Below are 25,323 nucleotides of genomic sequence, written 5' to 3'. Positions count from 1 at the left end.
GATCAGGCGGACTGTCCAACCTTCCGCCTGATCCGCAGTGCCATGAAGGCGCCCACTGAACCGAGGCCCAGCGCGCCCACCATGCCCACCGCGGTGCCGGCATCGGGCCGGCCGGCCATGTCCGACGGAGAAACCGCCGCTGCGCTCGAGTGCAGCGTTTCCGTCCCGGCTGCCACCTTTGCATTCCCCTCGGCGAGCTTGCCCGCCCCGGTGGCGAGCTTTGTTGAACCGGAAGCCAGTTTTGTGTTGCCCTCGGAGAGTTCGGATGCTCCGGCGGCCAGGGCCTCGGAACCTTTCAGGAGCCCCGGATTCGCGGGATCCGCCGGGTCGCCCTTGATGCCTGCGTTCAGCGCCGTGGTTCCGGCGGCAAGCCGGGCGGAGCCCTCGGTCATGCTGGCCGCCGCCTTGAGCAGGCCCGGGCGGTCCGGGTTCCCGGGTACGCCGTCCATACCCTCCCTGATTCTGGCGGTCCCGTCGGCCAGGAGTCGCGTGCCAAGCACAACCCCGGGGTTTTCCGGATCCTGGCTGTTGAGTTTGCCGCTCAGGGTGGTGAAGCCCGCAGTCAGCTGCCCGGCGCCGGCACGCAGCTCTCCGGAGCCTTCATGGAGCCGGGTGGCCCCGGACTGGAGCTGGGCGGCTCCGGCGTCGAGCTTGCGGGCACCGGCCGTGATTTTGGCGATCTTGTCCTTGACCACGGAGAGCGGCACGAGCCCCTGGACGGGATCGTCGGCGGCAGCCTGCAACAGCTCCAAGGCCTGGGCCAGGGCCGCGGTTCCCGTGCCGGCTTCCGGGCTGCCGTTGGCCCCGCGATAGCCCTTGAGCTGAGTCGTTCCTGCGGCAAGCTGGCCGGCCCCGGCCTCCAACCGGGACGCGCCGTCGGAGAGCCGGGTGGCGCCGTCGGCGAGGTTGTTTTCCGCGGTTCCTGAAGCAGTGGGGGTCAGCGCCGCAGAGAGTTGCACCGCTCCGGCAGCAAGCTTGGCGGCGCCGTCATCGACTTTGTACACCCCCGGGGCGAGCTTGTTGTTGACGTCCGCCTCGATTTTCACCGCGCCTGCCGCGAGCTTCCCGGCGCCGGCCTGGAGCTGGTCCGCGCCGGGAGCGAGTTTGTTGATGATGCCGGCATGTATTTTCTGCGCCCCGGCGGAGAGTTTCCCTGCCCCTGTGTCTGCCAGCGTGGCACCCGAGGCGAGCTTCCCGGCGCCCTCCTCGAGCTGGTCAGCGCCGGCGGACGCCTGGCCGGCCCCGTCCTTGAGGCGCGCCGAACCGTCAGTGATGCGGCCGGTGACCAGGGTGTAAAAACCCAGCAAGGCAATCAGGAGCAAGGCAAGGACCGCTATGGCGATCTGCTGGCCGCGGGTGCGGGCATTCAGGACAGCAGTGGCACGACTCTGTGGCACGGATGGTTCCTCTCGACGATGGTGGGGTACTCGGCTGGCCCCGGGCGCCCGGCCGTGATGCAGCTAACATTCGGAAATGAGCGTGGAGCTGCCGTCCGGAGGGGGACAGGGGCATGGTTACTCTTCGGTAACTTACCGAGCGTAAACTTATCTGCCCTGTATTTGCAAGGATTTTTTCGCGCCACGGGCAGGCCGGGGGTGCCGGCGCTGCCGGTTCGCTGGCCGCGGGGCAGGCCGGAGGCCTCGATTTGTGCCAGCCAAAACTCTCGGGTAAAGTAATTACTCGTGCTGAGGCGCCGGGAGCGAAGGTTTAGGCCTGAACATCCGGTCCGAAAGTGTCAATGGGATATGGTGTAATTGGCAACACTACGGTTTCTGGTACCGTCATTCTAGGTTCGAGTCCTGGTATCCCAGCTCTGAGAAAGCCGCATTTCGGTGCGGAAGATCAGGGGTTTCAAGCGGTTTATCCGATTTGAAACACTGGCTCGGTTTATGAAACAATCACTGAGCCTGATGGCAGAAATGCTGTCTGGAAGTACGCGGCCCCATCGTATAGCGGCCTAGTACGCTGCCCTCTCACGGCGGTAACGCGGGTTCGAATCCCGCTGGGGTCACGACGAAAGCGGCCCCGGGCAATAGCCCGGGGCCGCTTTTTATGTGCCGGATACTTTCCGCGCCCATTCCCCGCGGAATGGTCCTTTCCCCTAGAGCTGCGAAGGGGATATGACCGACTGGTGGGGACTTCCTGGGGCGATGCCCGGGCCGGACGCGGGCTGAACTGGCATGATGAAGCTGTGACATCCCCATTTGAGAGTTCGCCCCAGCGCCCGGCTGCGCAGAACACCAGGGCGGCCGCAGCCGTGGAACTGCTCGAGGCCGTCCGCAGGGACCTCGCCGAGGCCGAGCTGCCACTCGCGCTGCCCGGTGCGGACGCGGCCCGACTCGACATCAGGAACGCGCTGGCGCAACTGGACGACTACATGCTCCCGCGCTTCCGCAGCCTGGACGCTCCGCTGCTGGCAGTCGTGGGCGGATCCACCGGAGCCGGCAAATCAACTTTGGTCAACGCCCTGGTGGGACATCCGGTCACGAGGGCCGGTGCCATCCGGCCGACCACGAGGCAGCCGATCCTGCTCCATAACCCGGCGGATTCCGGCTGGTTCGAGGACCAGCGGGTACTGCCGAACCTGAGCCGCATTCGGGGCGCAGTGGTGGAAACCCCGCTGCCCGCCAACCGGGCCGGTGCTGCTCCGGAGAGCGCGTCAATATCCTCCCTGGTGCTGTTGGGGCACCCTGCAGTGCCGGAAGGCATCGCCATCCTGGATGCTCCCGACGTCGATTCCGTCTCGGACGGCAACCGGACGCTTGCCGGCCAGTTGCTCGCTGCAGCCGATCTCTGGGTATTTGTGACAACAGCCAACCGTTATGCCGACGCGGTGCCCTGGAAGCTGCTCCTCGACGCTGCGTCGAGGGACATCATGGTGGCGGTGGTGCTGGACCGCGTGCCCCCGGCCGCCGAGGCGGAGGTCAGCGCGGACCTCCGGACCATGCTGCAGCGGGAGGGCCTGGGCGCAGCCCGGCTGTTCATCATTCCGGAGGTGACTCTCGACGTTCTTGGAATGCTGCCCGGCGGGGCCGTGGACCCCCTGGGTCATTGGCTGCGTGAACTGGCAGCGGACTCTGCCAGCAGGGCCGACATTGCCACGCGGACCCTGAACGGGACAGTTCGGGCGCTCAGCGGCCGCGTGGCCGCCCTGGCGCAGGCCACGAGGGAGCAACAGCAATCCCGGGATGTCCTGGCCCGGGATGTTCACAACGCCTATCAGGATGCCGGCGCCAGGATTCTTGACGCTACGCGGGACGGTGCCCTCCTGCGCGGCGAAGTTCTGGCCCGCTGGCAGGACTTCGTCGGTACCGGGGAATTCTTCCGTGTCCTGGAACAGAACATCGGTCGGATGCGGGACCGGATGGGCGCTTTCTTCCGCGGCGAGCCCGCTCCCGCTGTCAAGGTGGAAACAGCCATTGAAACGGGGCTGCAGGCGGTCATCATGGACGAAGCGGCCAACGCGTCCGAGGACGCAGACCAGCGCTGGCGATCCGACCCTGCGGGCCGCCAGCTCCTGGGCGCGGACGACCTTTCCGGCACCAGTGCCGGGTTTGCCGACACGGTGGCGGCAGAGATCCGTGCCTGGCAGGGGGCGCTGATGGAGCTCATCCGGACGGAGGGCCAGGGGAAGCGGACCCAGGCCCGGTGGCTTTCCTTCGGTGTCAACGGACTCGGGGCAGCCCTGATGATCGTTGTTTTCTCCATGACTGCCGGGCTCACCGGGCTGGAGATCGGCGTGGCGGGAGGTACCGCCGTCGTAGGTCAGCGGCTCCTGGAAGCCGTCTTCGGCGAGGACGCCGTGCGGCGCCTCGCCCAAACTGCGCGCGAGGACCTGAACGCGAGGTGCCACAAGCTGCTGCAGGCAGAGCAGCAGCGCTTCCTTGACCGCCTCGACTTCAGCACCGGTCTTCCGCCCGAGGTCCTTTCCGATCATGCGCGCGCCCTCCAGCAACTGGCGGACGCTGCATGAGCCGGCACAGTGGAACCCGGGAAGCCTCCCGGCTTGACGCCCGCCTGCAGGCCCTGAACGACGCGCGGGAGCTTGCCGGCGGGGTGCTGCCGGACGAGGCGCTGGATGAAGTGCAACAGGTCCTTGAGCGCGCCAGTTCGCGCCGATCATTGTCCTCGGACCACACCGTAGTGGGATTTTTCGGTGCAACGGGCAGCGGCAAGTCCTCGCTCTTCAATGCGGTCAGCGGCGCTGAAATCGCGACGGCGGCGGTCCGCCGACCCACGACGTCCGAACCGCTGGCGGGTGTCTGGGGAGCAGAGGGCAGCGAGCCGCTGCTGGACTGGCTCGGAGTGACACAACGCCATCATTCCTCAGCGGTGCCGGGGTTCGCCGACGAATCCACCGGACTGATCCTGCTGGACCTGCCGGATTTCGACTCAACGAAGGCCGCCAACCGGGAGATTGTCCAGCGGATGGTGGGACTGGTGGACGTGCTGGTGTGGGTACTGGACCCGCAGAAATATGCGGACGCCGCGGTGCATAACGACTTCCTCACACCCCTGGCTTCGCACGGAGCGGTCACGCTGGTGGTCCTCAACCAGGTTGACCGGCTGCCGGCGTCGGACATCGGGCCCGTGCTGGAATCCCTCAAAGCCATCCTTGCCCGGGACGGCCTGGGGAAGGTGCAGGTCCTTGGCGCCTCTGCGCTGGAGGGGACGGGCGTGGATAAAGTCCGGGCGGCCATCCGCCACGTAGCGGTGCAACGGCAGGCGTTGTCGCAGCGGCTCGCAGCGGATGTTTCCAAGGCCTCCGCCGGGCTTGTGGACGCCTCCGGAACCGGGGAGGCCGCCGGTGTCAAAGCAGGCACCAGGTCCCGGCTTGCAAACGAGCTGGCCTCCGCCGCGAACGTCCCGCTCGTGGTAGATGCTGTGTCGCGGTCGTACCGTCAGGAAGCCACCCGGCGCACAGGCTGGCCGTTGACCCGCTGGCTGGTCCGCTTCCGTCCGGACCCGTTGCGGCGGCTGAACCTGCGGCGCGAGGGCGGCAACTACGAAGTCAACAGGACATCGCTGCCGCCGGCGGGTGCTCCGGAACGGGCCAGGACAGACGCCGCCGTCCGGGACTTCGCGGATGCGGCCAGCGACGGGGCGCCGGGACCATGGCGCGCGGCCATCCGCAGTGCGGCACGTGAGGGCCGGGAGCAGTTGCCGGACGCGTTGGATCAAGCCATTGCCGGCACCGACCTGCTGGCCGGACGTACATCGTGGTGGTGGGGACTGTTCAATGTGATCCAATGGCTGGCCCTCGTTGCGGCTCTGGGCGGCGTCGGCTGGCTCGGGGTCCTGGCCGGGCTGGGGTACCTCCAGCTGCCCGTGCCGGAAGTACCACGGGTGGAAGGGTGGCCCGTTCCGACACTGATGATCGCCGGTGGAGTGTTACTGGGCATGGTGCTGGCCATCGCCGGCAAGGTCATCGCCGGTGCGGCAGCCCGGCTGCGGGGTGCCGCGGCGGGGAAGAAGCTGAGGGCAGCCGTGGCCGCGGTCGCGGACAGGCTGGTGGTTGAGCCGGTGGAAGTGGAAGTCAGCCGGCTCAAGTCCTTCAATGCTGCCGTGACATCCGCCCGCCGCGTCTAGCCCTGTTCCAGCGATTGTGTGGCGTCGCGGACCTTGATCACGGTGCGAAGGTTACGCGTCGTGGTGGTCGATTTGTAGCGGGCCTTGGATGACAGCTTGCTGAACGGGCTGTCCAGCGTGCCGCCGGCGGGTGCCAGCCAGGCCATGGCCTCAGGACCCAGGCGCTGTTGTTGCGTTCCGTCCAGCCGGGAACCGGCCTCGAACAGCTCGTCCAGCACGGCCGTGTCCGAACTGAGCGTGATGTAGGTGTGCGTCGCCTTGTCCTCGGCAGGGTACGGGCAGGCCTCGACCAGCGCGGCAACCCGGGCGGCAGCCATCACCACCACCCAGGCGTCATAGCCAAAGGCCTGGCGCAGGCAGGCTTCGACGTCGTCCTTGACTGCAGCCGCCCCGAGATTGCTGGACAGGGCAACGTTGCCGCTGGCCAGGAGCGTCTTCACGTCGGCGAATCCCCGTGCGGCCAGGGCGCTCCTGAGGTCCGCCATTTTGATGTTGATTCCGCCCACGTTGACGCCGCGGAGGAAGACCGCATAGCTGTTCATTGGCACAGCTTAATACCCGGTGCCGGCGGGGCGGCCACTGACTGGGCCTGTGTCCGCGGTGTCAGTCGTTGTTCTTGCGGAGCGCCTCGGTCAGCACCCGGGCGGCATTGCAGACGACTTCGGCGTGCAACCGGCCCGGCTGGCGGGTCAGGCGCTCGATCGGACCGGAAATGGACACCGCGGCAATCACGCGTCCGGACGGACCCCGGACAGGTGCGGAAACGGAGGCGACCCCCGGCTCGCGTTCGCCGAGGCTCTGGCCCCAGCCCCGCCGTCGTACTCCGGCCAGGACCGTGGGAGTGAAGCGCGCCGCCTGCAGCCCTTCGAGGAGCCGGTCATGGTCCTCCCAGGCGAGGAGCACCTGGGCGGCCGAGCCGGCCTTCATCGAAAGCTGCGTACCCACCGGGATGGTGTCGCGGAGCCCGATGGGACGTTCGGCAGAGGCGACGCACACCCGCCAGTCACCCTGCCGGCGGAAGATCTGGGCGCTTTCGCCGGTGGCGTCGCGCAGCTGCATCAGCACGGGTCCCGCGGAGGCGATGAGCCTGTCCTCGCCGGCGGCGGAGGCGAGCTCCACCAGGCGGCTGCCGAGCACAAAACGGCCCTGGATGTCGCGGCTGACAAGCCGGTGATGGACGAGTGCCAGGGCGAGCCTGTGTACAGTCGGCCGCGCCAGTCCGGTGGCAGCCACGAGCTGCGCCAGAGTGGTGGGCCCCGCCTCAAGTGCGTCAAGCACATGGGCCGCTTTATCGATGACACCGACGCCACTAGAATTGTCCATGTAATGATATTGCCGTCTCAATATCTGAGATGCAAATCATTTGGCTGGCGTATTACGAGGCTGTGCTGGTTCAGTGGATATAAACAGCCAACAGCAGTGAAGGGAGATGGCCATGGCAAAGACATTGGCCGAGAAAGTCTGGGACGCGCACGTGGTGCGCAAAGGCGACGGCGAAGGTGCCAACGCCCAGCCGGACCTTCTCTACATCGACCTCCACCTGGTGCATGAAGTCACGTCGCCGCAGGCTTTCGAAGGGCTCCGGCTCGCCGGGCGTCCGCTGCGCCGCCCGGACCTCACCATCGCCACCGAGGACCACAACACCCCCACGCTGGACATCGACAAGCCTATCGCCGATCTCACCAGCCGGACCCAGATCCAGACCCTCCGTAACAACTGCAAGGAATTCGGGGTCCGCCTGCACTCGCTGGGCGACGCGGAGCAGGGGATCGTCCACGTTGTGGGGCCGCAGCTCGGCCTCACCCAGCCCGGAATGACGGTGGTCTGCGGCGACTCGCACACGTCCACCCACGGAGCGTTCGGCGCACTGGCCATGGGCATCGGCACCTCCGAGGTGGAGCACGTCATGGCCACCCAGACGCTGTCCCTTAAGCCGTTCAAGACCATGGCGATCAACGTCGAGGGAACCCTTCGCCCCGGAGTGTCGGCAAAGGACATCATCCTGGCGGTCATCGCGAAGATCGGCACCGGCGGCGGGCAGGGCTACGTCCTCGAATACCGGGGTTCCGCGATCCGTGCGCTGTCCATGGAAGCCCGGATGACCATCTGTAACATGTCCATCGAAGCCGGGGCACGCGCAGGCCTCGTCGCTCCGGACCAGACCACGTACGACTACATGTACGGGCGCCCGCATGCGCCGCAGGGCGCGGAGTGGGACGCCGCCGTCGAATACTGGAACACGCTCCGGTCCGATGACGAGGCGACGTTCGACGTCGAGGTGGACCTGGATGCCGACACGCTGGAGCCCTTCGTCACCTGGGGCACGAACCCCGGCCAGGGTGTTTCGCTGTCCGCCAAGGTGCCTTCGCCGGAGGACTTCGGCGATGAAAACGCCAAGGCCGCAGCCGAGCGGGCACTGCAGTACATGGGGCTGGAAGCCGGCACCCCGATGAAGGAGATCCGGGTGGACACCGTCTTCCTGGGCTCCTGCACCAACTCCCGGATGGAAGACCTTCGCGCGGCAGCGGACATTATCCGCGGCCGCACCAAGGACCCGAACATCCGGATGCTCGTGGTCCCGGGCTCGGCACGCGTCCGGCTCGAAGCCGAAGCGGAAGGCCTGGACAAGGTCTTCAAGGACTTTGGAGCCGAATGGCGCTTTGCCGGCTGCTCCATGTGCCTGGGCATGAACCCGGACCAGCTCGAGGTGGGGGAGCGCTGCGCATCCACCTCCAACCGCAACTTTGAAGGACGCCAGGGCAAGGGCGGCCGCACCCACCTCGTCTCACCGGTAGTCGCGGCAGCGACCGCGGTGCGCGGCACGCTCAGTTCGCCGTCGGACCTGGACCCCGCTCCGGAGTCCGCCGCCGTCCGCAGCAGCGCCGCCTAGATAACGCCGCTTAGGCCGCGCAGTCCACACGCGCAGCAGCCCACACCTACCCAGCACCAAAGGATCCGCCATGGAAAAGTTCAGCACCCACACCGGCGTCGGCGTCCCGCTGCGCCAGAGCAACGTGGACACCGACCAGATCATCCCGGCCGTCTACCTCAAGCGCATCACCCGCACGGGTTTCGAGGACGCACTGTTTGCGGCCTGGCGCAAGGACCCGGCGTTCATCCTGAACCAGGAACCGTTCAGTGCCGGCTCCGTGCTGGTCGCCGGACCGGACTTCGGCACCGGGTCCTCCCGTGAGCACGCAGTGTGGGCCTTGAAGGACTACGGATTCAAGGCCGTGCTGTCCTCGAGGTTCGCCGATATCTTCCGCGGAAACTCCGGCAAGCAGGGCCTCCTGGCTGCCGAAGTCGCCCAGGACGACATCGAACTCATCTGGAAAGTGCTGGAGAACGCCCCGGGCACCGAAGTGACCGTAGACCTCGGCTCCAAGACCGTGATGTGCGGCAACGTGGTGGCGCCGTTCGAGATCGACGACTACACGCGCTGGCGCCTCCTGGAAGGCCTGGATGACATCGGGCTAACCCTCCAGCATGAGGAAGACATCACTGCCTACGAAGCCACAAGGCCCGCTTTCAAGCCAAAGACCCTGCCTGCACGGCTGTCCTAGACGGGACGGTTCCGCCGGACGGCCACGCCCCGCTGCGCCGTCTGGAAAAACGCGCCGCATTTCAGATCGGTAACGCTAGCTCCTATGCTTAGCTGGAGCCTTTGTAAGGATTTGGGGGCGAGTAGTCGTGAGGAAACCGGTATATGAGTAGTGTTTTGACAATCCGCGGAGGCGTCCCGCTAACTGGACGCGTCACCGTTCGCGGGGCCAAGAATCTTGTCCCCAAGGCCATGGTGGCCGCCCTGCTGGGCAACGAGCCGTCCGTGCTGCGCAACGTCCCTGAAATCAAGGACGTCGAGGTTGTCACCAGCCTGCTCCAGCTTCACGGCGTCACGGTGGAAAAGGACCCGGTGACCGGGGACCTGACCCTGGATCCGAAGGGCGCCAAGACCGCGTCCAGCACCGCGATTGACGCCCACGCCGGCGACTCCAGGATTCCCATCCTGCTGTGCGGTCCGCTGATCCACGCCATCGGTGAGGCGTTCATTCCCGACCTTGGCGGCTGCAAGATCGGCGACCGCCCCATTGATTACCACCTGAACGTGCTGCGCCAGTTCGGCGCCGTCGTCGAAAAACGTCCGGGCGGCATCCACATTTCCGCGCCCAAGGGACTCCAGGGCGCCAAAATCTCCCTGCCGTACCCGTCAGTCGGGGCCACCGAGCAGGTCCTGCTCAGCGCCACCCGGGCTGAAGGCATCACGGAGCTGTCCGGTGCCGCCACGGAACCGGAAATCATCGACCTCATTGCCGTGCTGCAGAAGATGGGCGCCATCATCAGCGTCCAGACGGACCGCACCATCCGCATCGAAGGCGTCAGGGACCTCGGCGGCTATAACCACCGTGCCCTTTCGGACCGGAACGAGTCCGCATCCTGGGCGTCAGCGGCCTTGGTGACGCGCGGAGACATTTTCGTCGAAGGCGCCTCCCAGCGGGACATGATGACCTTCCTGAATACCTACCGCAAGGTGGGCGGCGGCATGGACATCGGTGAGGACGGCATCCGGTTCTACCACCGGGGCGGCAAGCTAAACCCGCTCGTCCTCGAAACGGACGTGCACCCGGGATTCATGACGGACTGGCAGCAGCCGCTGGTTGTGGCCCTGACGCAGGCCGAAGGCGTATCAATCGTCCACGAGACCGTCTACGAGAACCGTTTCGGCTTCACCGACGCCCTCATCCGGATGGGCGCCAACATCCAGGTGCACCGGGAATGCCTCGGCAGCGTGCCGTGCCGTTTCGGCCAGCGCAACTTCCTGCACTCGGCCGTCATCTCGGGGCCGACGCAGCTCAAGGGCACAGACATCGACGTCCCGGACCTCCGGGGCGGCTTCAGCCACCTTATTGCCGCGTTGGCCGCCACCGGCACGTCCCGGGTGACCGGCATCGATATCATCAACCGCGGCTATGAGCGCTTCACCGAGAAGCTCGCAGGCCTGGGCGCCGATTTCGACATCACCGCAGCCAAGTAACGGGGTCCCAGTGAAGGAAACGGCCAAGAGCCGCACCACCTTTGTCATCGTCGCCGGGATCGTCAGGCCCGTGATGAACCTGCTCATGAACAAGAAGTGGGAGGGGATGGAGAAGCTTCCGGCAGGCGGCTTCATCGCCGCACCCAACCACTGCACCGAGATCGACCCGCTGGTGATCGGTCACATGCTCTATAACCAGAAGCGGATGCCGCACTTCCTGGCCAAGGGCGGCCTCTTCAAGGTGCCGGTCCTAGGCGCTGTGCTGCGGGCCACCAAGCAGATCCCGGTGGAACGTTCGACGGCGGGCGCCAACCGTTCGCTGCAGATCGCCAAGGAAGTGGTGGACGAAGGCGGCGCCATTATCATCTACCCCGAAGGTACGCTGACGCGGGACCCGGAGCTGTGGCCGATGAAGGGCCACACCGGTGCTGCCCGGATGGCGTTGGAGAGCGGCATTCCGGTGGTTCCGATGGCCCACTGGGGAGCACACCAGGTCTTCCCGCGCTACGCGAAGCGCTTCCACCTGTTCCCCCGCCGGACCTCCCGCGTCATTGTCGGCGACCCCGTGGACCTGAGTGCTTTTGAGGGCCGTCCGCTGGACAAGGCAACGCTGACCGCCGCCACGGCAGTCATCATGGACGCCATCACCGGGCTGCTGGCCACTCTGCGGTCGGAACAGCCTCCCGCTGAGCGGTGGGATCCGGCCGCCCACAACCAGAGCAAGCACGGACGGATCATCGAGGAGGGCGGCAAATGACCCCCGCTCCGACCGTAACCGGCTCAGCAACGTCGGTCGCAGTCCTCGGTGCCGGTTCCTGGGGCACCACGTTTGCCAAGATCCTGGCAGACGCCGCCACGGCCTCCGGCGTTGAGCGGAGCATCCGGCTGTGGGGACGCCGCAGCGAGGTGGTTGACCAGATCAACACCCTGCACCGGAATCCGCAGTACCTCAAGGACATCGACCTCCCGCACAGCATCACTGCCTCCACTGACGTGGCGGACGTGCTCGCCGGTGCGGACCTGGTGGTTCTCGCGGTGCCGGCCCAGTCGCTGCGGCTGCAGTTGCGCGAGTGGCGGCGGCTGATTTCGCCGGATGCCTTTGTGGTGTCCCTGATGAAGGGGCTGGAACTCAGCTCCGATGCCCGCATGAGCGAGGTCATCAGTGAGGAACTGGGCATCAAGCCGGACCGGATTGCGGTGGTGTCCGGGCCGAACCTGGCCATGGAAATCGCCCGCGAGGAACCGACCGCCTCCGTGGTGGCCTGCGCGGACGCGGAAGTGGCGTCCTGGATCGCCCGCAGCTGCACCGCACCGTATTTCCGCCCCTACACCACCACCGACGTCGTCGGCGTTGAAATCGGCGGCATCGTGAAGAACATCATTGCACTCGCCGTGGGTATCTGCGAAGGCAAGAGGATGGGTGACAACACCAAGGCATCCGTCATCACCCGCGGGCTCGCGGAGACCTCAAGGCTTGCCCTCGCCCTCGGGGGAGAAGCGCAGACCATGGCCGGCCTCGCCGGCCTGGGCGACCTCGTGGCCACCTGCTCCTCGCCGTTGTCCCGGAACCACACGGCCGGGCGCCTGCTGGGCAACGGGCTCACGCTGGAACAGGTGACCGCGGAAATGACCCAGACGGCCGAAGGGATCAAGTCCGGCCAGGCCGTGCATGAACTCGCCGGAAAGCTCGGCGTCGAGATGCCCATCACCGCGGCCGTGGTTGCCGTGCTGGCCGGAAAACTGTCCGTTGACGAACTGGGACCGCTACTGCTGGCCCGGGACCTGAAATCCGAAGGCGATTACTGACTGTGTCGGAAGAAGTATTGAACAAGCACACCGGCCCCGGCCACGCCAAACCGCGCATCGCCGTTTTGTTTGGTGGCCGCTCCAGCGAGCACGCTGTCAGTTGCGTGACGGCCGCCGGTGTCCTCGGGGCCATCGACTACGACAAGTACGACGTGATCCCCATCGGCATCGCAAAGACCGGACAGTGGGTCCTCGCTCCCGGGGACACCCGTCAATGGTCCCTTTCCGCTTCCTCGCTTCCCGAGGTGGCGCCGTCTGCCCGCACGGTCACACTTGCCGAAATCGGCGGAGAGCACCAGCTGATTGTGGCGTCCCCGAACGAAGTCCCCCAGGAACTCGGTGCCGTGGACGTTGTCTTCCCGCTGCTTCACGGCCCGTTCGGCGAGGACGGCACCATCCAGGGACTGCTGGAGCTCTCAGATACCCGCTACGTCGGCGCCGGTGTCCTGGCGTCCGCCGTCGGGATGGACAAGCATTACATGAAGGTGGTTTTTGAGGCCGCCGGCCTGCAGGTGGGCCCGTACATCGCCGTGACGGACCGGCAGTGGCTCACTGACCCGGAATCCGTCCGCAAGCGCGTCGACCTGCTGGGTTACCCCGTCTTCGTCAAGCCTGCCCGGGCGGGATCGTCCATGGGCATCTCCAAGGTGGACTCCCTGGAGGGCCTGGACGCGGCCATCGCGGCTGCCCGCGAGCATGACCTCAAGCTGGTGATCGAGGCCGGGATCACGGGCCGCGAAATCGAGTGCGCCGTCCTGGAAGGCCGGGGCACGGAACCGCCGCGGACCTCCATGCCGGGAGAGATCGCCGTCGCGCCGGGGGAGCACGAGTTCTATGACTTCAATGCGAAGTACGTGGAAGACAACGCCGCCTCGCTGAGCTGCCCCGCTGACATTCCCGAGGAGGCAATCGCCCGGGTCCGTGAGCTTGCTGCGGCCGCGTTCGACGCTGTGGGGGCCGAGGGGCTGAGCCGGGTGGACTTCTTCTACACTCCCGACGGCGAGCTGATCATCAACGAGATCAACACCATGCCCGGCTTCACGCCGAAAAGCATGTACCCGCAGATGTGGGCTGCCTCCGGGCTGGGTTACGCCGAACTCATCGACGAACTGATCTACCTGGCGCTGAACCGGAAGACCGGGCTGCGCTAGTCCCCACCGGCACCCTAACCTCGCTCCGCTTCGGCCAGGGAACCCGGCCGGCGTGGGCCCCCCACCGGCACCCTAACCTCGCTCCGCGTCGGCCAGGGAACCCGGCCGGCGTGGGCCCCCCACCGGCCACCGTACGCCTCGCTTCGCGTCGGCCAGGGAACCCTGTCGGCGTGGGCCCGGCGCCCGGCCCGCTATTTCCCGGTAGGCAGATTCTGCAGTTCTTCCTGGCCCACGCAGTTCCTGGTGGCCTTGATCTTCCCGGCCGCGGCGGACAGTTCGGCCAGCACGGTCGCGGAACTGATCTGGTCCGGGTCCATGAGGATTTCGGTGGCCGGTTCGCGGCCGAAGGTGGTCAGCGTCCAGACGGGGTCGCCTTCCTTGATGACCCAGTCGATTCCGTTGACGGTGACGCAACGGTCGGTCGTGGGGCCGGGAACGTTGACCCCGCAGCGGAGGATCACCTTGGAGGGATCGCCCCAGGCCGCGGTTGCCTGGCTGTTGGTCTTCCGCAGCGCAGCATCACCCATGGTGTCCGGAAGGGCCACCATCATGGGCGCGCAGGCAGGGTTGGCCGCGTCCTTGGCCGGTGCGACGTCCACTACCGGCGCGCACGCCGTGAGGGCCAGCACCACCGCGGCAGCCGTTGCCGGCAGTCGAAGGGAACGGGCGGAAGCCGGGGTGCGGAGCTGGTGCATCGGTTAAGCCTATCCCGGTCCGGACGGATGTCGGTCCCTGACTGTAGCGTAGTGGTGTGCCTGAATCTCACCTCACCGTTGACGGACTTTCCGAAGCCGAGCTCCTTGCCAGGATCTTTCCGCGCCTGAACAACGGGCCTGCCGAGGGCACGGCCCTCCTGCTTGGCCCCGGGGATGACGCCGCCATTGTGGCAGCCCCGGACGGCCGGACCGTGGTCAGCATCGACACACAAGTCCAGGACCAGGACTTCCGGCTCGTGTGGCGCAACGGGTACCGGACCACAGGCTTCGACGTCGGCTGGAAGGCCGCAGCGCAGAACCTCAGCGACATCAACGCCATGGGCGCGCGGTCCGTGTCCATGGTGGTAAGCCTGACGCTGCCTCCCGAAACGCGGGTCTCCTGGGTCGAAGATTTCGCGGACGGCTTGTCGCACGCCATTCGCGAGCTTGGTGCGGCAGGGTGTTCGGTGGCTGGCGGGGATCTCGGCCGGGGCCGGGAACTGGCCGTGACCGTGGCCATCCTGGGCACCTTGGACGGGCGGGAGCCGGTGTTGCGCTCGGGGGCCCGTCCCGGGGATACCGTCGCCCTGGCTGGAACGCTGGGGCACGCGGCGGCGGGCCTTGCCCTGCTGGAGTCGGGGTTGGCCGTAGAACGGTTGACGCCGGAGCAGCGGACCATGATGGACAGGCAATGCCGGCCGCTGCCGCCGCTGGAGGCAGGTCCCTCCGCACTTGCCGCGGGCGCCTCGGCCATGATGGACATTTCCGACGGACTGGTCCGGGACGGCAACCGCCTTGCCGCCGCCAGCGGCGTTGTGCTGGATTTCGATCCTGCTGTGCTCAAGCAACTCGCCGAACCTTTGGCCGCCGCGGCAGATGCGGTGGACGGGGACCCTATGGCCTGGGTGCTGGGCGGCGGGGAAGATCATGGACTTATTGCCACATTCCCCGCAGGCGTTCAGCTGCCGCCGGGTTTCGCTGCGATAGGCTCAGTAGAAGCCCTTGCACCAACGGAAAGCACTGGCGTCAAGATAGCGGGCCGGCCCGCGGACACTGTGGGATGGGATCACTTTGCAGACTAAGATTGCCGCCAACGCGCAAGCGATGAAGCGGTGGTTGGGCAAGGCTGAAACAGTGCTCGGGAACCACAGCGACCGCCTCAATGCCATCAATATCTTCCCTGTGGCGGACGGCGATACCGGCACCAACCTCTACCTGACGGTCCGTGCTGCAGCGCAGGCACTCAACAGCCCCGCGACGTCGCCTGACCCCGGTTTTCCGCTGCAGTCCGGGGGAGCCCCGGGCCAGCAGGACGTCGGGGCGGTGCTTGCGCGCGCCGGCCAGGCTGCCATGGAGCAGGCGCGAGGCAACTCCGGCACCTTGTTTTCGGTATTCCTGTGTGCCGCCGCGGAGCCACTGGCCGGCCACACCCGCCTGAGCTCCCCGCTGCTCGCAGCTGCTCTCAACCGCGCCCAGATCCGGGCCTGGTCGGCGTTGAGCGATCCTGTTCCGGGGACCATGCTCTCGGTCATGGAGGCTGCCGCGCGCGCTGCCGCCGGAGTGGACGCCGACCAGAACGGCGACGACAGCAACCATGTGCTGGGGCTCGCCCTGGATGCGGCGGTGGAGGCGGCGCTCGAAGCGGTGGTCCGCACCGAAGACCAGCTGGCAGCGCTGCACGAGGCCCATGTCGTGGACGCCGGCGGGGTGGGGATGCTCCTCATCCTTGATTGCCTGCGCTCCGCTGTGCTGGGTGAAGAACTTCAGGGCGCCATGCTGGACGGACTGCACGGGTACGACGTCCAGGACCCCCACATCCATACCGACATGCCCGACGACGAGGGCGTGGAGGTCATGTGCACCATCAGCCTTTCTCCGTTGGACGCGGCCACGCTGCGGCAGCGGCTGGATGAAATGGGCGATTCGGTGATCATGAGCCAGGTGGGCGGTGCAGTCGACGCCGACGGAAAGTACCGCTGGCGCGTGCACGTCCATGTTCCGGCCCCGGAGCCGGCCGTGGCGCAGATCGGCTCCCTCGGTCAACCCACGGACATATCGGTCAGCCAACTCGCCCTGCCGCGGGACCCCGACGGACATGAACGCTGAGCTTGAACTGGGGCTGGAACGCCGCATCGGCAAACGGTCCGCAGCTGTCATCGAGAAGCACCTGGGCATCACTACCGTGGGCGGCCTGCTCAACTACTTTCCGCGCCGGTACCTCAGCCGGGGTGAACTGACCCCCATCAGCGAGGTCCCGCTGGATGAGGAGGTCACCCTGATAGCGCGTGTCGTGTCCAGCAGCACGCGCGCCATGCGGGCGCGCCGCGGCACCCTGACCGACGTCGTGATCACGGACGACGCCGGCACGCTCAAAGTGAGCTTCTTCAACGGATTCCGTGCCAAAGCCGAGCTGCTCCCGGGCCGGCGGGCCCTGTTCTCGGGCAAGGTCACCCGGTACGCCGGCAGCCTGAGCCTCACGAACCCTGACTTCCAGCTGCTCGATGAGGACCCGGACACCCCGGGCATGGATCCGGAAAAGCTCGCCGCCATGCCCATCCCGATCTATCCGGCAACAGCCAAGCTCACCAGCTGGTCCATCCAAAAAGTGATCTCAACCCTTCTGGACACGGTCGACCTGGAACTCCTGGACGACCCCCTGCCGGCGGAAGTCTCGTCACGGGAAAAGTTCCTGCCGGCCGCCCGGGCCTACCGGTTGATCCACATGCCGGAGGTGCCAAGAGACTGGCAGCGCGCCAGGGACCGGTTCCGGTACCAGGAGGCCCTGGTGCTGCAATCCGCCCTCGCCCGGCGACGGGCCCAGCTGGCAGCCGAGGAGGCCACGGCACGCCGGCCGGTCGCCGGCGGGATTCTTACGGCGTTCGACCGCCAGTTGCCGTTTACGCTCACCGCCGGCCAGTCCGCCGTCGGGAAGACCCTCGCGGAGGAGCTCTCGCAGGACAGCCCGATGAACCGGCTCCTCCAAGGCGAGGTGGGGTCGGGCAAGACCATTGTTGCGCTGCGCGCCATGCTTCAAGTGGTTGACGCCGGCGGCCAGGCCGCCCTGCTGGCGCCCACGGAAGTGCTGGCGGCGCAGCACTTCGAATCCATCCGCAGGACCCTGGGTCCGCTGTCCCGGGACGGCCTGCTGGGCGGATCAGGTCCCGACGCCGTGCAGGTCACGCTGCTTACCGGATCGATGCCCACGGCTGCCCGGAGGCAGGCCATGCTGGACGCGGCGTCAGGGACCGCCGGAATCGTGATCGGCACGCACGCGCTGCTCAGCGACAACGTTTCGTTCTACGACCTCGGCCTGATCGTGGTGGATGAGCAGCACCGCTTCGGGGTGGAGCAGCGCGACGCCCTGCGGGCCAAGGCCAGCAAACCGCCCCACCTGCTCGTCATGACTGCCACGCCCATTCCGCGGACCGTGGCCATGACAGTGTTCGGCGACCTCGAAACATCGGTGCTGGACGAACTGCCCGCAGGCCGCGCCCCCATTTCCACTCACGTGGTGGGACTCGCCGAAAATCCCGGCTGGGCCGGGCGCATCTGGTCCCGGTCACGGGAAGAAATCGACGCCGGCCACCAGGTCTACGTCGTGTGTCCCAAGATCGGCGAGGACGACGACGGCGATTTCAGCCCCGGCGAAGCGGAGCCTTCCGCAGCCGACCTGGAAGGGGACGGGCCCGCCCGCCAGCTCGCGTCCGTCACGGCCGTCGTCGAACACCTCCAGGACGAACCCGCGCTGGCCGGCGTTTCGCTGGCGCCGCTGCACGGCAGGCAGGATCCCGTCCTGAAGTCGGCAACGATGGCATCCTTCACGGCGAATGAAACAAAGTTGCTGGTGTCCACCACCGTGATCGAGGTGGGCGTCGACGTCCACAACGCCACGCTGATGGTGATCCTGGATGCTGACAGGTTCGGCATCTCCCAGTTGCACCAGCTTCGCGGACGCGTGGGGCGGGGCGGGTTGCCTGGCACCTGCCTTCTCGTGACCACCCTCGAGCCAGGGCATCCCAGCCGCCGCCGCCTGGACGCCGTGGCAGCCACGACCGACGGATTCGAGCTATCGCAGGAGGACCTGAAGCTGCGCCGCGAAGGCGACATCCTCGGCGCCTCCCAGTCCGGCGGACGCTCCACGCTCAAGCTGCTGCGCGTGCTGGAACATGAGTCCATCATTGCGAAGGCACGCCAGGACGCGCAACGGATCGTGGCCGCGGATCCAGGCCTGACGGAACATGCCACCCTGGCGGAGGCAATCGAAGAGTATTTGAACCCGGAGAAGGAGGCGTTCCTTGAGCGTGGCTAGGAGTTGGCGCAGGGCTGCAGGCAGCGGGAGGGTGCGCACATGAGCCGGATCATCGCCGGCGCCAGCGGCGGGATGCCCCTGGTCAGCGTGCCCGGTTCCATGACGCGCCCCACCACGGACCGGGTCAAGGAAGCGCTCTTCTCACGGCTTGAGGCCTTCAACGTGGTGGCGGGCGCCCGGGTCCTGGACCTCTATGCGGGCTCCGGTGCGCTCGGCGTCGAGAGTGCCAGCCGGGGTGCGGAGACCGTCGACCTCGTGGAGTTCGACGGGAGGGCCAGCGAGGTGTGCCAGCGCAATGCCGACCTCGTCAACGGGGCCGTCGGACGCAAGGCGGTGTCGGTCCACCGGTCCAGGGTTGAGTCGTTCCTGGAGCGGACCGTGCCGGGCACCCTGTGGGACCTCGTGTTCCTGGACCCGCCGTATCCGCTGGACGAGCCCGCCATGGGCGCGGTGCTGGAAGAGCTCTCGCCGTACCTGGCCGAGGGCGCCGTGGTGGTCGTGGAGCGCTCGTCCCGCAGCCCGGAGCCGTCCTGGCCGGCATCTCTGGAACGGTTTGCCGAGAAGAAATACGGCGAGACCAAGCTGTGGTTTGCTGAACCTGTGGGCGGCGGCAGCTGACTAGCCGGAGAGCGAGTCGAGATCCACGCCCGCCAGCACCGTCGCGGGGTGCGGGCCGCGTGCCGTCAGCTCCGCGGTCCATTCCGCAGGCCACGGGCCCGTTGTGCCGGCAAGGATGATGTTGCCGGGATGCCGCCCGGCGAACATCCCGGACTCGGCGAACGCGGCGACACCGCCCATGACCTGCCGCAGGGCTGCCACCTGGCTCCTCACCAGCGTCAGCCCCGGTTCATCGCCCACGTTGACGACCAGCACACCGCGTGCCGTCAGCCTGGCCGCGGCTTCCGCATAGAACCCGGCGCAGGCAATGTGCTCCGGTGCCTCCGGCCCGGAGAAGATGTCCAGTATCACGACGTCGAAACGCAGGTCCGCCGGCAGTTCCGCCAGCGCGTCCCTGGCGTCGCCGATCATGGTGTGCAATACCGTTCCTTCAGGCATCGGCAGCTGCTGGAGGACGAAGTCCAGCAGCTCGCGTTCCAGCTCCACGGCGTATTGCGGGGACCCCGGGCGCGTCGCCTGGACGTAGCGGGCCAGCGTCAGGGCCCCGGCGCCAAGGTGCAGGGCGCTGACGGGCTCGCCGGCAGGCGCCGCCAGATCCACCACGTGCCCGATCCGGCGGAGGTACTCGTAGAAGATTTCGCCCGGCTCGGCGAGGTTCACGTGGGATTGCTCAGCGCCGCCGATGCTCAACACATAGGACCCCTCGGTGAAGGCATCCGGTTCGATGGTGGCGTGCTGTCCGGTGGTGCGGAGGAAACGTGATCCTGCCGGGGTCCGGGCTGGCTTTGTCACAGCCTTTCCCGGAGGGTGGCCAGCCGGGATGCGGCCTCTTCGAGGACCTCCGTCTTTTTGCAGAAGGCGAAGCGGAGCAGGCTGCGGGTCCGTTCGGCGCCCGCGGGATGGCAGAAGACGGGCACCGGGATGGCGGCGACCCCCACCAGGTCCGGAAGCCTCCGGGCGAGGTCCACGGAGTCGGAGATGCCCAGGGGCGCCGTGTCCACATTTACGAAGTAGGTTCCCTGCGGAGTGAACACGTCCAGGCCGGCGGCCTTCAGCCCGTCGCTGAGGATGTCCCGCTTGCGCCGGAGGGTCTCGGAGATTCCGGTGTAGAAGTCGTCGGGCAGGGCGAGCCCCACGGCGATGGCGCCCTGGAACGGCGTGCCGGAGCTGTAGCTCAGGAACTGCTTCACTGTCCGGATGGCAGACACGAGGTGTTCAGGTCCGCTGAGCCAGCCGATCTTCCAGCCGGTGAAGGAGAACGTCTTGCCCGCGGAGGAGATGGTCACAGTCCTGACTGCCGCGCCGGGCAGCGTTGCCACCGGGATGTGCGGCTCTCCGAACGTCAAGTGCTCATACACCTCATCGGTGATGATCACGGCGTCGTGTTTTGCGGCAAGTTCGACGACGCGCTGAAGCACCTCACGCGGAAAGACCGCGCCGGTGGGGTTGTGCGGATTATTGATGAGCACCACTTTGGTGCGGCTGCTGAAGGCTGCTTCCAGGGCGGCCATGTCCGGCATGAAGTCCGGGGCGATAAGCGGAGCCGTTACGTGTGTGGCTCCGGCCAGCCCGATCATGGCGCCGTAGGAGTCGTAGAACGGTTCGAAGGTGAGCACTTCGTCACCATGCTCCACGAGCGCCAGCAACGACGCCGCGATGGCCTCGGTGGCGCCGGTGGTGACGATGACCTCCGTCTCCGGATCCGGCGTAAGCCCGTAGAACCGTTGCTGGTGCGCCGATATGGCCTCCCTCAGGGGAAGGATTCCCTTGCCGGGTGCGTATTGATTGGCGCCGGAGGCGATCGCCGCCTGGGCGGCCGCCTTGATTTCCGCGGGGCCGTCCTCGTCCGGGAAGCCCTGGCCAAGGTTGATGGCGCCGGTCCGGACCGCGAGGGTTGTCATTTCCTCGAAGATGGTGACCCCGAGGGTGCCGTTGGCTGCCAGCAGGTTGGCGCCGGACGCTGCCCGCTGCCACGGTGCCGGAACTGTTGTACTCACTGCTTGCCTGCCTGTCCGTTGGATGGGGCGTCCTCTGCCCGCCCGGTGAATTTTTCCATGCCGGCGTAGATCCCGAAGAGCCGCCCGCCGATGAGGTCCCATGCGCGGACAGGGAGGATCCCCCGCAGGACCTTGCCGAGATTGGCCGTAGCCGGCGCAATCAGGAGCGGGCGGCCCGCGGCCATGGCCCGCCATGCCCGGTGGACGGCGTCATCGGGAGCCATGAGCGGTGTGAGCAGGGGACCGCGGGCGCCAGCGAACATTCCGGTGGAGATGTAGCTCGGGCAGAAGGTTGTGACCCGCAGATGCCGGTAGCCTTCCTGCTCCAGTTCGATCCGCAGTGAGTCGCTCCATCCAACCACGGCCCACTTGGATGCCGCGTAGACGCTCATCCGGGGGTTTGACACCGTGCCGGCAGCGGAGGCGATGTTCAGGATCCGGCGGGGGCGCCCGCCGTCGGCCATCATGTCCGGGAGGAAGGCGAGCGTGACGTACATCGGTGCCAGCGCGTTGACGTCCATCGTCAGTGCGATGTCCGGGCCGGGCCGGTGGTCCCAAAAGAGTGCGCCGCGCACGATCCCCGCGTTGTTAATGAGCAGAGTCAGTGTGCCTTCCGCCCTGCACTCCTGCGCGGCCTCGGCGATGGCCGACCGGTCCGCAAGATCCACCTGGCGGGCCACGGCGCGGGCGCCCAGCTCAGTGACTTCGCGGGCGACGTTTTCCAGTCCGCCGCGGTCCAGATCCCACAGGATGACGACGGCGGCGCCTTCCCCGGCGGCACGGAGTGCGTGCAGCCGGCCCATGCCCATGGCTGCGCCGGTAACAAGGACCACGCCCCCTGCAACGGTGAAGGGAATGTTCGACTCGGGCATCCAGTCATGTTATCCCGCCGGGGCGATGCGGTAGGTTCGGAACATGAGACGCGCCGTATGCCCAGGCTCCTTCGACCCGATCCACAATGGCCACCTGGAAGTCATCGCCCGGGCCGCAGGGCTCTTTGACGAAGTCATTGTGGCGGTGTCCACCAACTACGCCAAGAAGTACCGCTTCTCACTGGAAGAACGGATCGACATGGCCCGCGAGACCCTCGCGTCCCTGCGCGGCATAGTGGTGGAACCGGTGGGTGAGGGTCTGCTGGCGGAATACTGCAGGCAGCGGGGCGTGTCCGCCATTGTGAAGGGTCTGCGCTCGTCCTCGGACTTTGACTACGAGCTCCCGATGGCCACCATGAACCGTCAGCTCAGCGGCGTGGAAACGGTCTTCCTTCCCACTGAAGGCCACTACCTCCACTTGTCGTCCACGCTGATCAAGGAAGTCTTTTCGCTGGGCGGAAATGTGTCCGACTACGTGCCGCGATCGGTGTTGAAACGCCTGCTGGCGGGCGAGCCGTCCTCGGATCAGCCCGGCAGAGGGTAGGCTTGATCGGTACGCAACGGCCCCTGCCGGTTTTGCGGCCCAATCCCTGTCCGTCCCGCGGTGCTCAACTGTGTGGCATTCAGCCGGTTTGAGTCCGCCCGGCAGATCAGGCTAAGATAGTACGTCGGTCATATGTTCAACAGGAGTTCTCATTAAACGAGATGCTAGTTCGCCCTTGGCGTTCGACGTCAAGGACCTCGGGCGCAGCCCGGGGAGCATGCGGACGCTGAAGGAACATGTACCCGCACCAGGCGAGCTTGGTGTGGCACTCATTGGCGTGCAGGAAGGCTCGGATGTCGAGCTGGATCTGCGGCTGGAGGCCGTACACGAAGGAATTCTGGTATCAGGAACCGTTCACGTCGAAGTAACCGGCGAGTGCGGCCGATGCCTGGATCCCCTTGCGTATGACCTCGAGGTCGATGTGCAAGAACTTTTCTTCTACGAGGACGCCCAGTTCTCCGCCGAAGAAGACGAAGAAGAGCAATATCGAATCGAGCACGATGTAATCGATCTTGAGCCGGTGTTGCGGGACGCAGTTGTAACCATGCTGCCGTTCCAGCCGGTGTGCCGGGAAGACTGCCAGGGCCTTTGCTCCGAATGCGGAGTACGCCTGGAAGACGAGCCGGGGCATCACCACGAGGTCGTAGATCCTCGCTGGGCTGCCCTAGCTGACTTGGCTAAGCCTGACCGGCAAAATTGATTTGTAAGTGTTTTTCTAGAGAGAAATGAGTTAGCCGTGGCTGTCCCGAAGCGGAAAATGTCTCGCTCGAATACCCGCGCCCGCCGCTCCCAGTGGAAGGCAACCGCCCCCCACCTGGTGAAGACCGTTGAGAACGGCCAGGTTACGTACAGCCTGCCGCACCAGGCAAAGGTCGTTACCGACTCGGCTGGCACTGCGCTGTTCCTTGAGTACAAGGGCCGCAAGGTCGCGGACGTCTAATCGGCCCACTGGCTGACCATGACGTCTTCAACTGAAGAGCTTTTGAAGCGTCTCGGTGTCTCTATTGATGCCGGGACGCTTCGTCTTGCTCTGACACATCGTTCGTATGCCTACGAAAACGGCGGCATACCCACCAACGAGCGCCTTGAGTTCCTGGGCGATTCCATCCTGGGTTTTTCCGTAACGGATGCACTCTACCGCGACAACCCTGAACTGCCTGAGGGCGACCTTGCGAAGCGGCGTTCAGCGGTGGTAAGCACCCGGGCACTCGCCGGAATCGGCCGCAGCCTTGGCATTGGCGAGTACATCTACCTCGGACAGGGCGAAAAGCTCACCGACGGCAAGAACAAGGCGTCCATCCTCGCCGACACCATGGAAGCCCTCATTGGCGCCACCTACGTGTCCAACGACATCGAGACGGCGCGCCAACTGGTCATGCGTCTGATCGGTCCGCTGCTCCAGGACGCAGCCGCCCTTGGTGCGGGCACCGACTGGAAAACCAGCATCCAGGAGTTGGCGGCCAGCCGTCAGCTGGGCAGCATCTACTACGCCGTGGAGGGCTCCGGCCCGGACCACGCGCGTACGTTTGTTGCCGTGCTCCGGATCGGCGGGACCGATTACGGGCAGGGCGCCGGACGCTCCAAGAAGGAAGCCGAGCAGGAAGCTGCCGCTGACGCCTGGCGGAAACTGTCCGTAGGCGCCGCGCCGAACCAGCCGGCGGACTCCGAAGCCGGACTTTAGGTAGTCCGTGCCCGAACTGCCGGAAGTCGAAGTTGTCCGCCGCGGCCTGGTGAGCTGGGTCCGCGGCAGGACAATCACATCCGTCGACGTCATGGACCCGCGTTCCATCCGCCGGCACCTGCTCGGCGCCGAGGACTTTGCCGGCAACCTCGAGGGCGCCCGGGTCCTGGACGTGGTGCGCCGAGGAAAGTTCCTCTGGCTCCCCCTGGCGGAAACGGCGGACGAGCCAGGTCCTGGGGACGGTCCGGCGGCGCGCCCGTCCCGGCCGCGAGTGGCCCTCATGGCCCATCTGGGAATGAGCGGCCAGCTGCTGATGCAGGACTCCGATGTGCCGGACGAGAAGCACCTGAAAGTCCGCCTGCGCCTGAGCCCCGCCGACGGCATGCCGGAACAGCTCAGGTTCGTGGACCAACGCATCTTCGGCGGTCTGTTCGTCACGACGCTGGTGCCGACGGCCGACGGCGGACCCGGGGGCCTGGGGGAGACCCCGGCGCCGTTCATTGCCGAGGAAGCCTCCCACATCGCCCGGGATCCCCTGGACCCGCATTTTTCCTTCGATTCCTTTTACCGACGGCTGCGCACCCGGAAGACCGGGCTTAAGCGGGCGCTCCTGGACCAGGGGCTCGTTTCCGGGATCGGCAACATCTACGCGGACGAGGCACTCTGGCGGGCGCGCCTCCATTACGCCCGGCCCACCGACACGCTCCGCCGCGCCGATGCGCTGCGGGTCCTCGACGCCGCACGGGAGGTCATGCTGGACGCCCTCGCCGCCGGCGGGACGAGCTTCGACTCCCTCTACGTCAACGTCAACGGCGCCTCCGGGTACTTTGACCGGTCACTCAATGCGTACGGCAGGGAAAACCAGCAGTGCAAACGCTGCGCCGATGCAGGCATCGTAAGCCTCATGAAGCGCGAACAATTCATGAACAGGTCGTCCTATACCTGCCCCGTCTGCCAGCCGCGCCCCCGCAACGGCCGGTGGTAAGCAAGGGAAAAGCAGGTATCGCCACTCTATCGATGCTGTCTTTT

Annotated in this window: 24 protein-coding genes and 2 tRNA genes; 19 read left to right on the top strand and 7 right to left on the bottom strand. The window is 66.6% G+C overall.

From position 1 onward, the window contains the following. Window positions 1-2 precede the first annotated feature (2 nt). A complete protein-coding gene (locus TV39_RS13090; RefSeq protein WP_043482413.1) occupies window positions 3-1,397 on the bottom strand; it encodes a hypothetical protein in 1,395 nt (464 codons plus the stop codon). Window positions 1,398-1,739: 342 nt separating this feature from the next. Here TV39_RS13090 and TV39_RS13085 point away from each other — a divergent pair. The 4 genes from TV39_RS13085 to TV39_RS13070 all read left to right on the top strand — a co-directional run bounded on the left by TV39_RS13085 (window position 1,740) and on the right by TV39_RS13070 (window position 5,589). Further along, a tRNA-Gln gene (locus tag TV39_RS13085) sits at window positions 1,740-1,811 on the top strand. A 127-nt stretch (window positions 1,812-1,938) separates the two neighbouring features. Then, a tRNA-Glu gene (locus TV39_RS13080) sits at window positions 1,939-2,011 on the top strand. A gap of 180 nt (window positions 2,012-2,191) precedes the next feature. Next, window positions 2,192-3,973 (top strand): dynamin family protein, encoded by a 1,782-nt coding sequence (locus TV39_RS13075; protein ID WP_043482444.1) that lies wholly within the window; start codon window positions 2,192-2,194, stop codon window positions 3,971-3,973. Then, entirely contained in the window at window positions 3,970-5,589 is a 1,620-nt protein-coding gene (locus tag TV39_RS13070; protein ID WP_043482411.1) for a GTPase, read from the top strand. Before TV39_RS13075 ends, TV39_RS13070 begins: the two co-directional genes overlap by 4 nt. On the opposite strand, the gene TV39_RS13065 is transcribed toward TV39_RS13070, so the two are convergent. Beyond that, entirely contained in the window at window positions 5,586-6,131 is a 546-nt protein-coding gene (locus TV39_RS13065) for a DUF1697 domain-containing protein (protein WP_043482409.1), read from the bottom strand. The genes TV39_RS13070 and TV39_RS13065 overlap by 4 nt on opposite strands. A gap of 61 nt (window positions 6,132-6,192) precedes the next feature. Continuing rightward, on the bottom strand, window positions 6,193-6,912 hold the full coding sequence (locus TV39_RS13060; RefSeq protein WP_011692361.1) for an IclR family transcriptional regulator: 720 nt from the start codon (window positions 6,910-6,912) through the stop codon (window positions 6,193-6,195). Between the two features lie 112 nt (window positions 6,913-7,024). Here TV39_RS13060 and leuC point away from each other — a divergent pair, with 112 nt between their 5' ends. The 6 genes from leuC (at window position 7,025) to TV39_RS13030 (ending at window position 13,578) form a co-directional block, all read left to right on the top strand. Further along, entirely contained in the window at window positions 7,025-8,479 is a 1,455-nt protein-coding gene (gene leuC / locus TV39_RS13055; RefSeq protein ID WP_043482442.1) for a 3-isopropylmalate dehydratase large subunit, read from the top strand. Window positions 8,480-8,549: 70 nt separating this feature from the next. Further along, window positions 8,550-9,152: a 3-isopropylmalate dehydratase small subunit gene (gene leuD, locus TV39_RS13050; RefSeq protein WP_043482407.1), complete on the top strand. Its 603-nt coding sequence runs from the start codon at window positions 8,550-8,552 to the stop codon at window positions 9,150-9,152. A 143-nt stretch (window positions 9,153-9,295) separates the two neighbouring features. Further along, window positions 9,296-10,621: a UDP-N-acetylglucosamine 1-carboxyvinyltransferase gene (gene murA, locus TV39_RS13045; protein ID WP_043482405.1), complete on the top strand. Its 1,326-nt coding sequence runs from the start codon at window positions 9,296-9,298 to the stop codon at window positions 10,619-10,621. 10 nt (window positions 10,622-10,631) lie between these two features. Beyond that, on the top strand, window positions 10,632-11,378 hold the full coding sequence (locus TV39_RS13040) for a lysophospholipid acyltransferase family protein (RefSeq protein ID WP_043482403.1): 747 nt from the start codon (window positions 10,632-10,634) through the stop codon (window positions 11,376-11,378). Next, the gene (locus TV39_RS13035) at window positions 11,375-12,427 is read left to right on the top strand and encodes an NAD(P)H-dependent glycerol-3-phosphate dehydrogenase (protein ID WP_043482401.1); all 1,053 of its coding nucleotides are present in this window, start codon (window positions 11,375-11,377) and stop codon (window positions 12,425-12,427) included. The genes TV39_RS13040 and TV39_RS13035 overlap by 4 nt, the downstream gene beginning before the upstream one ends. Before the next feature lie 2 nt (window positions 12,428-12,429). After that, window positions 12,430-13,578, top strand: a complete 1,149-nt coding sequence (locus TV39_RS13030) for a D-alanine--D-alanine ligase family protein (RefSeq protein WP_043482399.1) — start codon at window positions 12,430-12,432, stop codon at window positions 13,576-13,578. 191 nt (window positions 13,579-13,769) lie between these two features. Here TV39_RS13030 and TV39_RS13025 read toward each other — a convergent pair whose 3' ends face one another. Continuing rightward, window positions 13,770-14,273 carry a DUF3515 domain-containing protein gene (locus tag TV39_RS13025; protein WP_043482396.1) on the bottom strand — a complete coding sequence of 168 codons (504 nt, stop codon included), beginning with the start codon at window positions 14,271-14,273 and terminating at the stop codon, window positions 13,770-13,772. Window positions 14,274-14,329: 56 nt separating this feature from the next. Here TV39_RS13025 and thiL point away from each other — a divergent pair, with 56 nt between their 5' ends. The 4 genes from thiL to rsmD are packed head-to-tail and all read left to right on the top strand — an operon-like array spanning window position 14,330 to window position 19,200. Further along, window positions 14,330-15,355, top strand: coding sequence for a thiamine-phosphate kinase (gene thiL / locus TV39_RS13020; protein ID WP_043482393.1), 1,026 nt, complete (start codon window positions 14,330-14,332; stop codon window positions 15,353-15,355). Between the two features lie 22 nt (window positions 15,356-15,377). Then, window positions 15,378-16,379: a DAK2 domain-containing protein gene (locus tag TV39_RS13015; RefSeq protein ID WP_043482391.1), complete on the top strand. Its 1,002-nt coding sequence runs from the start codon at window positions 15,378-15,380 to the stop codon at window positions 16,377-16,379. Then, on the top strand, window positions 16,369-18,582 hold the full coding sequence (locus TV39_RS13010) for an ATP-dependent DNA helicase RecG (protein WP_043482389.1): 2,214 nt from the start codon (window positions 16,369-16,371) through the stop codon (window positions 18,580-18,582). Before TV39_RS13015 ends, TV39_RS13010 begins: the two co-directional genes overlap by 11 nt. A gap of 39 nt (window positions 18,583-18,621) precedes the next feature. Further along, window positions 18,622-19,200, top strand: a complete 579-nt coding sequence (gene rsmD, locus TV39_RS13005; RefSeq protein WP_043482386.1) for a 16S rRNA (guanine(966)-N(2))-methyltransferase RsmD — start codon at window positions 18,622-18,624, stop codon at window positions 19,198-19,200. On the opposite strand, the gene TV39_RS13000 is transcribed toward rsmD, so the two are convergent. From TV39_RS13000 to TV39_RS12990, 3 genes are read right to left on the bottom strand one after another with little or no spacing between them, the layout of a single operon-like run. After that, on the bottom strand, window positions 19,201-19,992 hold the full coding sequence (locus TV39_RS13000; RefSeq protein WP_043482384.1) for a spermidine synthase: 792 nt from the start codon (window positions 19,990-19,992) through the stop codon (window positions 19,201-19,203). Then, window positions 19,989-21,197 (bottom strand): aminotransferase class I/II-fold pyridoxal phosphate-dependent enzyme, encoded by a 1,209-nt coding sequence (locus tag TV39_RS12995; protein WP_144406411.1) that lies wholly within the window; start codon window positions 21,195-21,197, stop codon window positions 19,989-19,991. The genes TV39_RS13000 and TV39_RS12995 overlap by 4 nt, the downstream gene beginning before the upstream one ends. Next, window positions 21,194-22,069, bottom strand: coding sequence for an SDR family NAD(P)-dependent oxidoreductase (locus tag TV39_RS12990; RefSeq protein ID WP_043482381.1), 876 nt, complete (start codon window positions 22,067-22,069; stop codon window positions 21,194-21,196). Before TV39_RS12990 ends, TV39_RS12995 begins: the two co-directional genes overlap by 4 nt. Before the next feature lie 43 nt (window positions 22,070-22,112). Between TV39_RS12990 and coaD the strand changes: the two genes are divergently transcribed. The 5 genes from coaD (at window position 22,113) to mutM (ending at window position 25,279) form a co-directional block, all read left to right on the top strand. Beyond that, window positions 22,113-22,613, top strand: coding sequence for a pantetheine-phosphate adenylyltransferase (gene coaD, locus TV39_RS12985; RefSeq protein ID WP_043482380.1), 501 nt, complete (start codon window positions 22,113-22,115; stop codon window positions 22,611-22,613). 217 nt (window positions 22,614-22,830) lie between these two features. Next, complete coding sequence (locus TV39_RS21750) at window positions 22,831-23,313, top strand: YceD family protein (RefSeq protein WP_235347383.1); 483 nt, start codon at window positions 22,831-22,833, stop codon at window positions 23,311-23,313. Between the two features lie 36 nt (window positions 23,314-23,349). After that, a complete protein-coding gene (gene rpmF, locus TV39_RS12970) occupies window positions 23,350-23,553 on the top strand; it encodes a 50S ribosomal protein L32 (protein ID WP_009356569.1) in 204 nt (67 codons plus the stop codon). An 18-nt stretch (window positions 23,554-23,571) separates the two neighbouring features. Continuing rightward, a complete protein-coding gene (rnc, locus tag TV39_RS12965) occupies window positions 23,572-24,294 on the top strand; it encodes a ribonuclease III (protein WP_043482373.1) in 723 nt (240 codons plus the stop codon). Window positions 24,295-24,301: 7 nt separating this feature from the next. After that, window positions 24,302-25,279 carry a bifunctional DNA-formamidopyrimidine glycosylase/DNA-(apurinic or apyrimidinic site) lyase gene (gene mutM / locus TV39_RS12960; RefSeq protein ID WP_043482371.1) on the top strand — a complete coding sequence of 326 codons (978 nt, stop codon included), beginning with the start codon at window positions 24,302-24,304 and terminating at the stop codon, window positions 25,277-25,279. Window positions 25,280-25,323: the final 44 nt, after the last annotated feature.

The sequence above is a fragment of the Arthrobacter sp. SPG23 genome (genome assembly GCF_000876655.1).
In the GTDB taxonomy this organism is placed as follows: domain Bacteria; phylum Actinomycetota; class Actinomycetes; order Actinomycetales; family Micrococcaceae; genus Arthrobacter.
The sequence above is the reverse complement of the archived record's forward strand: the minus strand, read 5'-3'. Positions and strand labels throughout refer to the sequence as shown.

Coding starts and splice junctions, on each gene's coding strand:
- TV39_RS13015 (WP_043482391.1), top strand. CDS start 15,378: ATGAAGCGGTGGTTGGGCAAGGCTGAAACAGTGCTCGGGAACCACAGC.
- murA (WP_043482405.1), top strand. CDS start 9,296: ATGAGTAGTGTTTTGACAATCCGCGGAGGCGTCCCGCTAACTGGACGC.
- TV39_RS13070 (WP_043482411.1), top strand. CDS start 3,970: ATGAGCCGGCACAGTGGAACCCGGGAAGCCTCCCGGCTTGACGCCCGC.
- TV39_RS13065 (WP_043482409.1), bottom strand. CDS start 6,131: ATGAACAGCTATGCGGTCTTCCTCCGCGGCGTCAACGTGGGCGGAATC.
- TV39_RS13010 (WP_043482389.1), top strand. CDS start 16,369: ATGAACGCTGAGCTTGAACTGGGGCTGGAACGCCGCATCGGCAAACGG.
- rnc (WP_043482373.1), top strand. CDS start 23,572: ATGACGTCTTCAACTGAAGAGCTTTTGAAGCGTCTCGGTGTCTCTATT.
- TV39_RS21750 (WP_235347383.1), top strand. CDS start 22,831: ATGCGGACGCTGAAGGAACATGTACCCGCACCAGGCGAGCTTGGTGTG.
- leuD (WP_043482407.1), top strand. CDS start 8,550: ATGGAAAAGTTCAGCACCCACACCGGCGTCGGCGTCCCGCTGCGCCAG.
- leuC (WP_043482442.1), top strand. CDS start 7,025: ATGGCAAAGACATTGGCCGAGAAAGTCTGGGACGCGCACGTGGTGCGC.
- TV39_RS13035 (WP_043482401.1), top strand. CDS start 11,375: ATGACCCCCGCTCCGACCGTAACCGGCTCAGCAACGTCGGTCGCAGTC.
- TV39_RS13025 (WP_043482396.1), bottom strand. CDS start 14,273: ATGCACCAGCTCCGCACCCCGGCTTCCGCCCGTTCCCTTCGACTGCCG.
- rsmD (WP_043482386.1), top strand. CDS start 18,622: ATGAGCCGGATCATCGCCGGCGCCAGCGGCGGGATGCCCCTGGTCAGC.
- coaD (WP_043482380.1), top strand. CDS start 22,113: ATGAGACGCGCCGTATGCCCAGGCTCCTTCGACCCGATCCACAATGGC.
- TV39_RS13060 (WP_011692361.1), bottom strand. CDS start 6,912: ATGGACAATTCTAGTGGCGTCGGTGTCATCGATAAAGCGGCCCATGTG.
- TV39_RS12990 (WP_043482381.1), bottom strand. CDS start 22,069: ATGCCCGAGTCGAACATTCCCTTCACCGTTGCAGGGGGCGTGGTCCTT.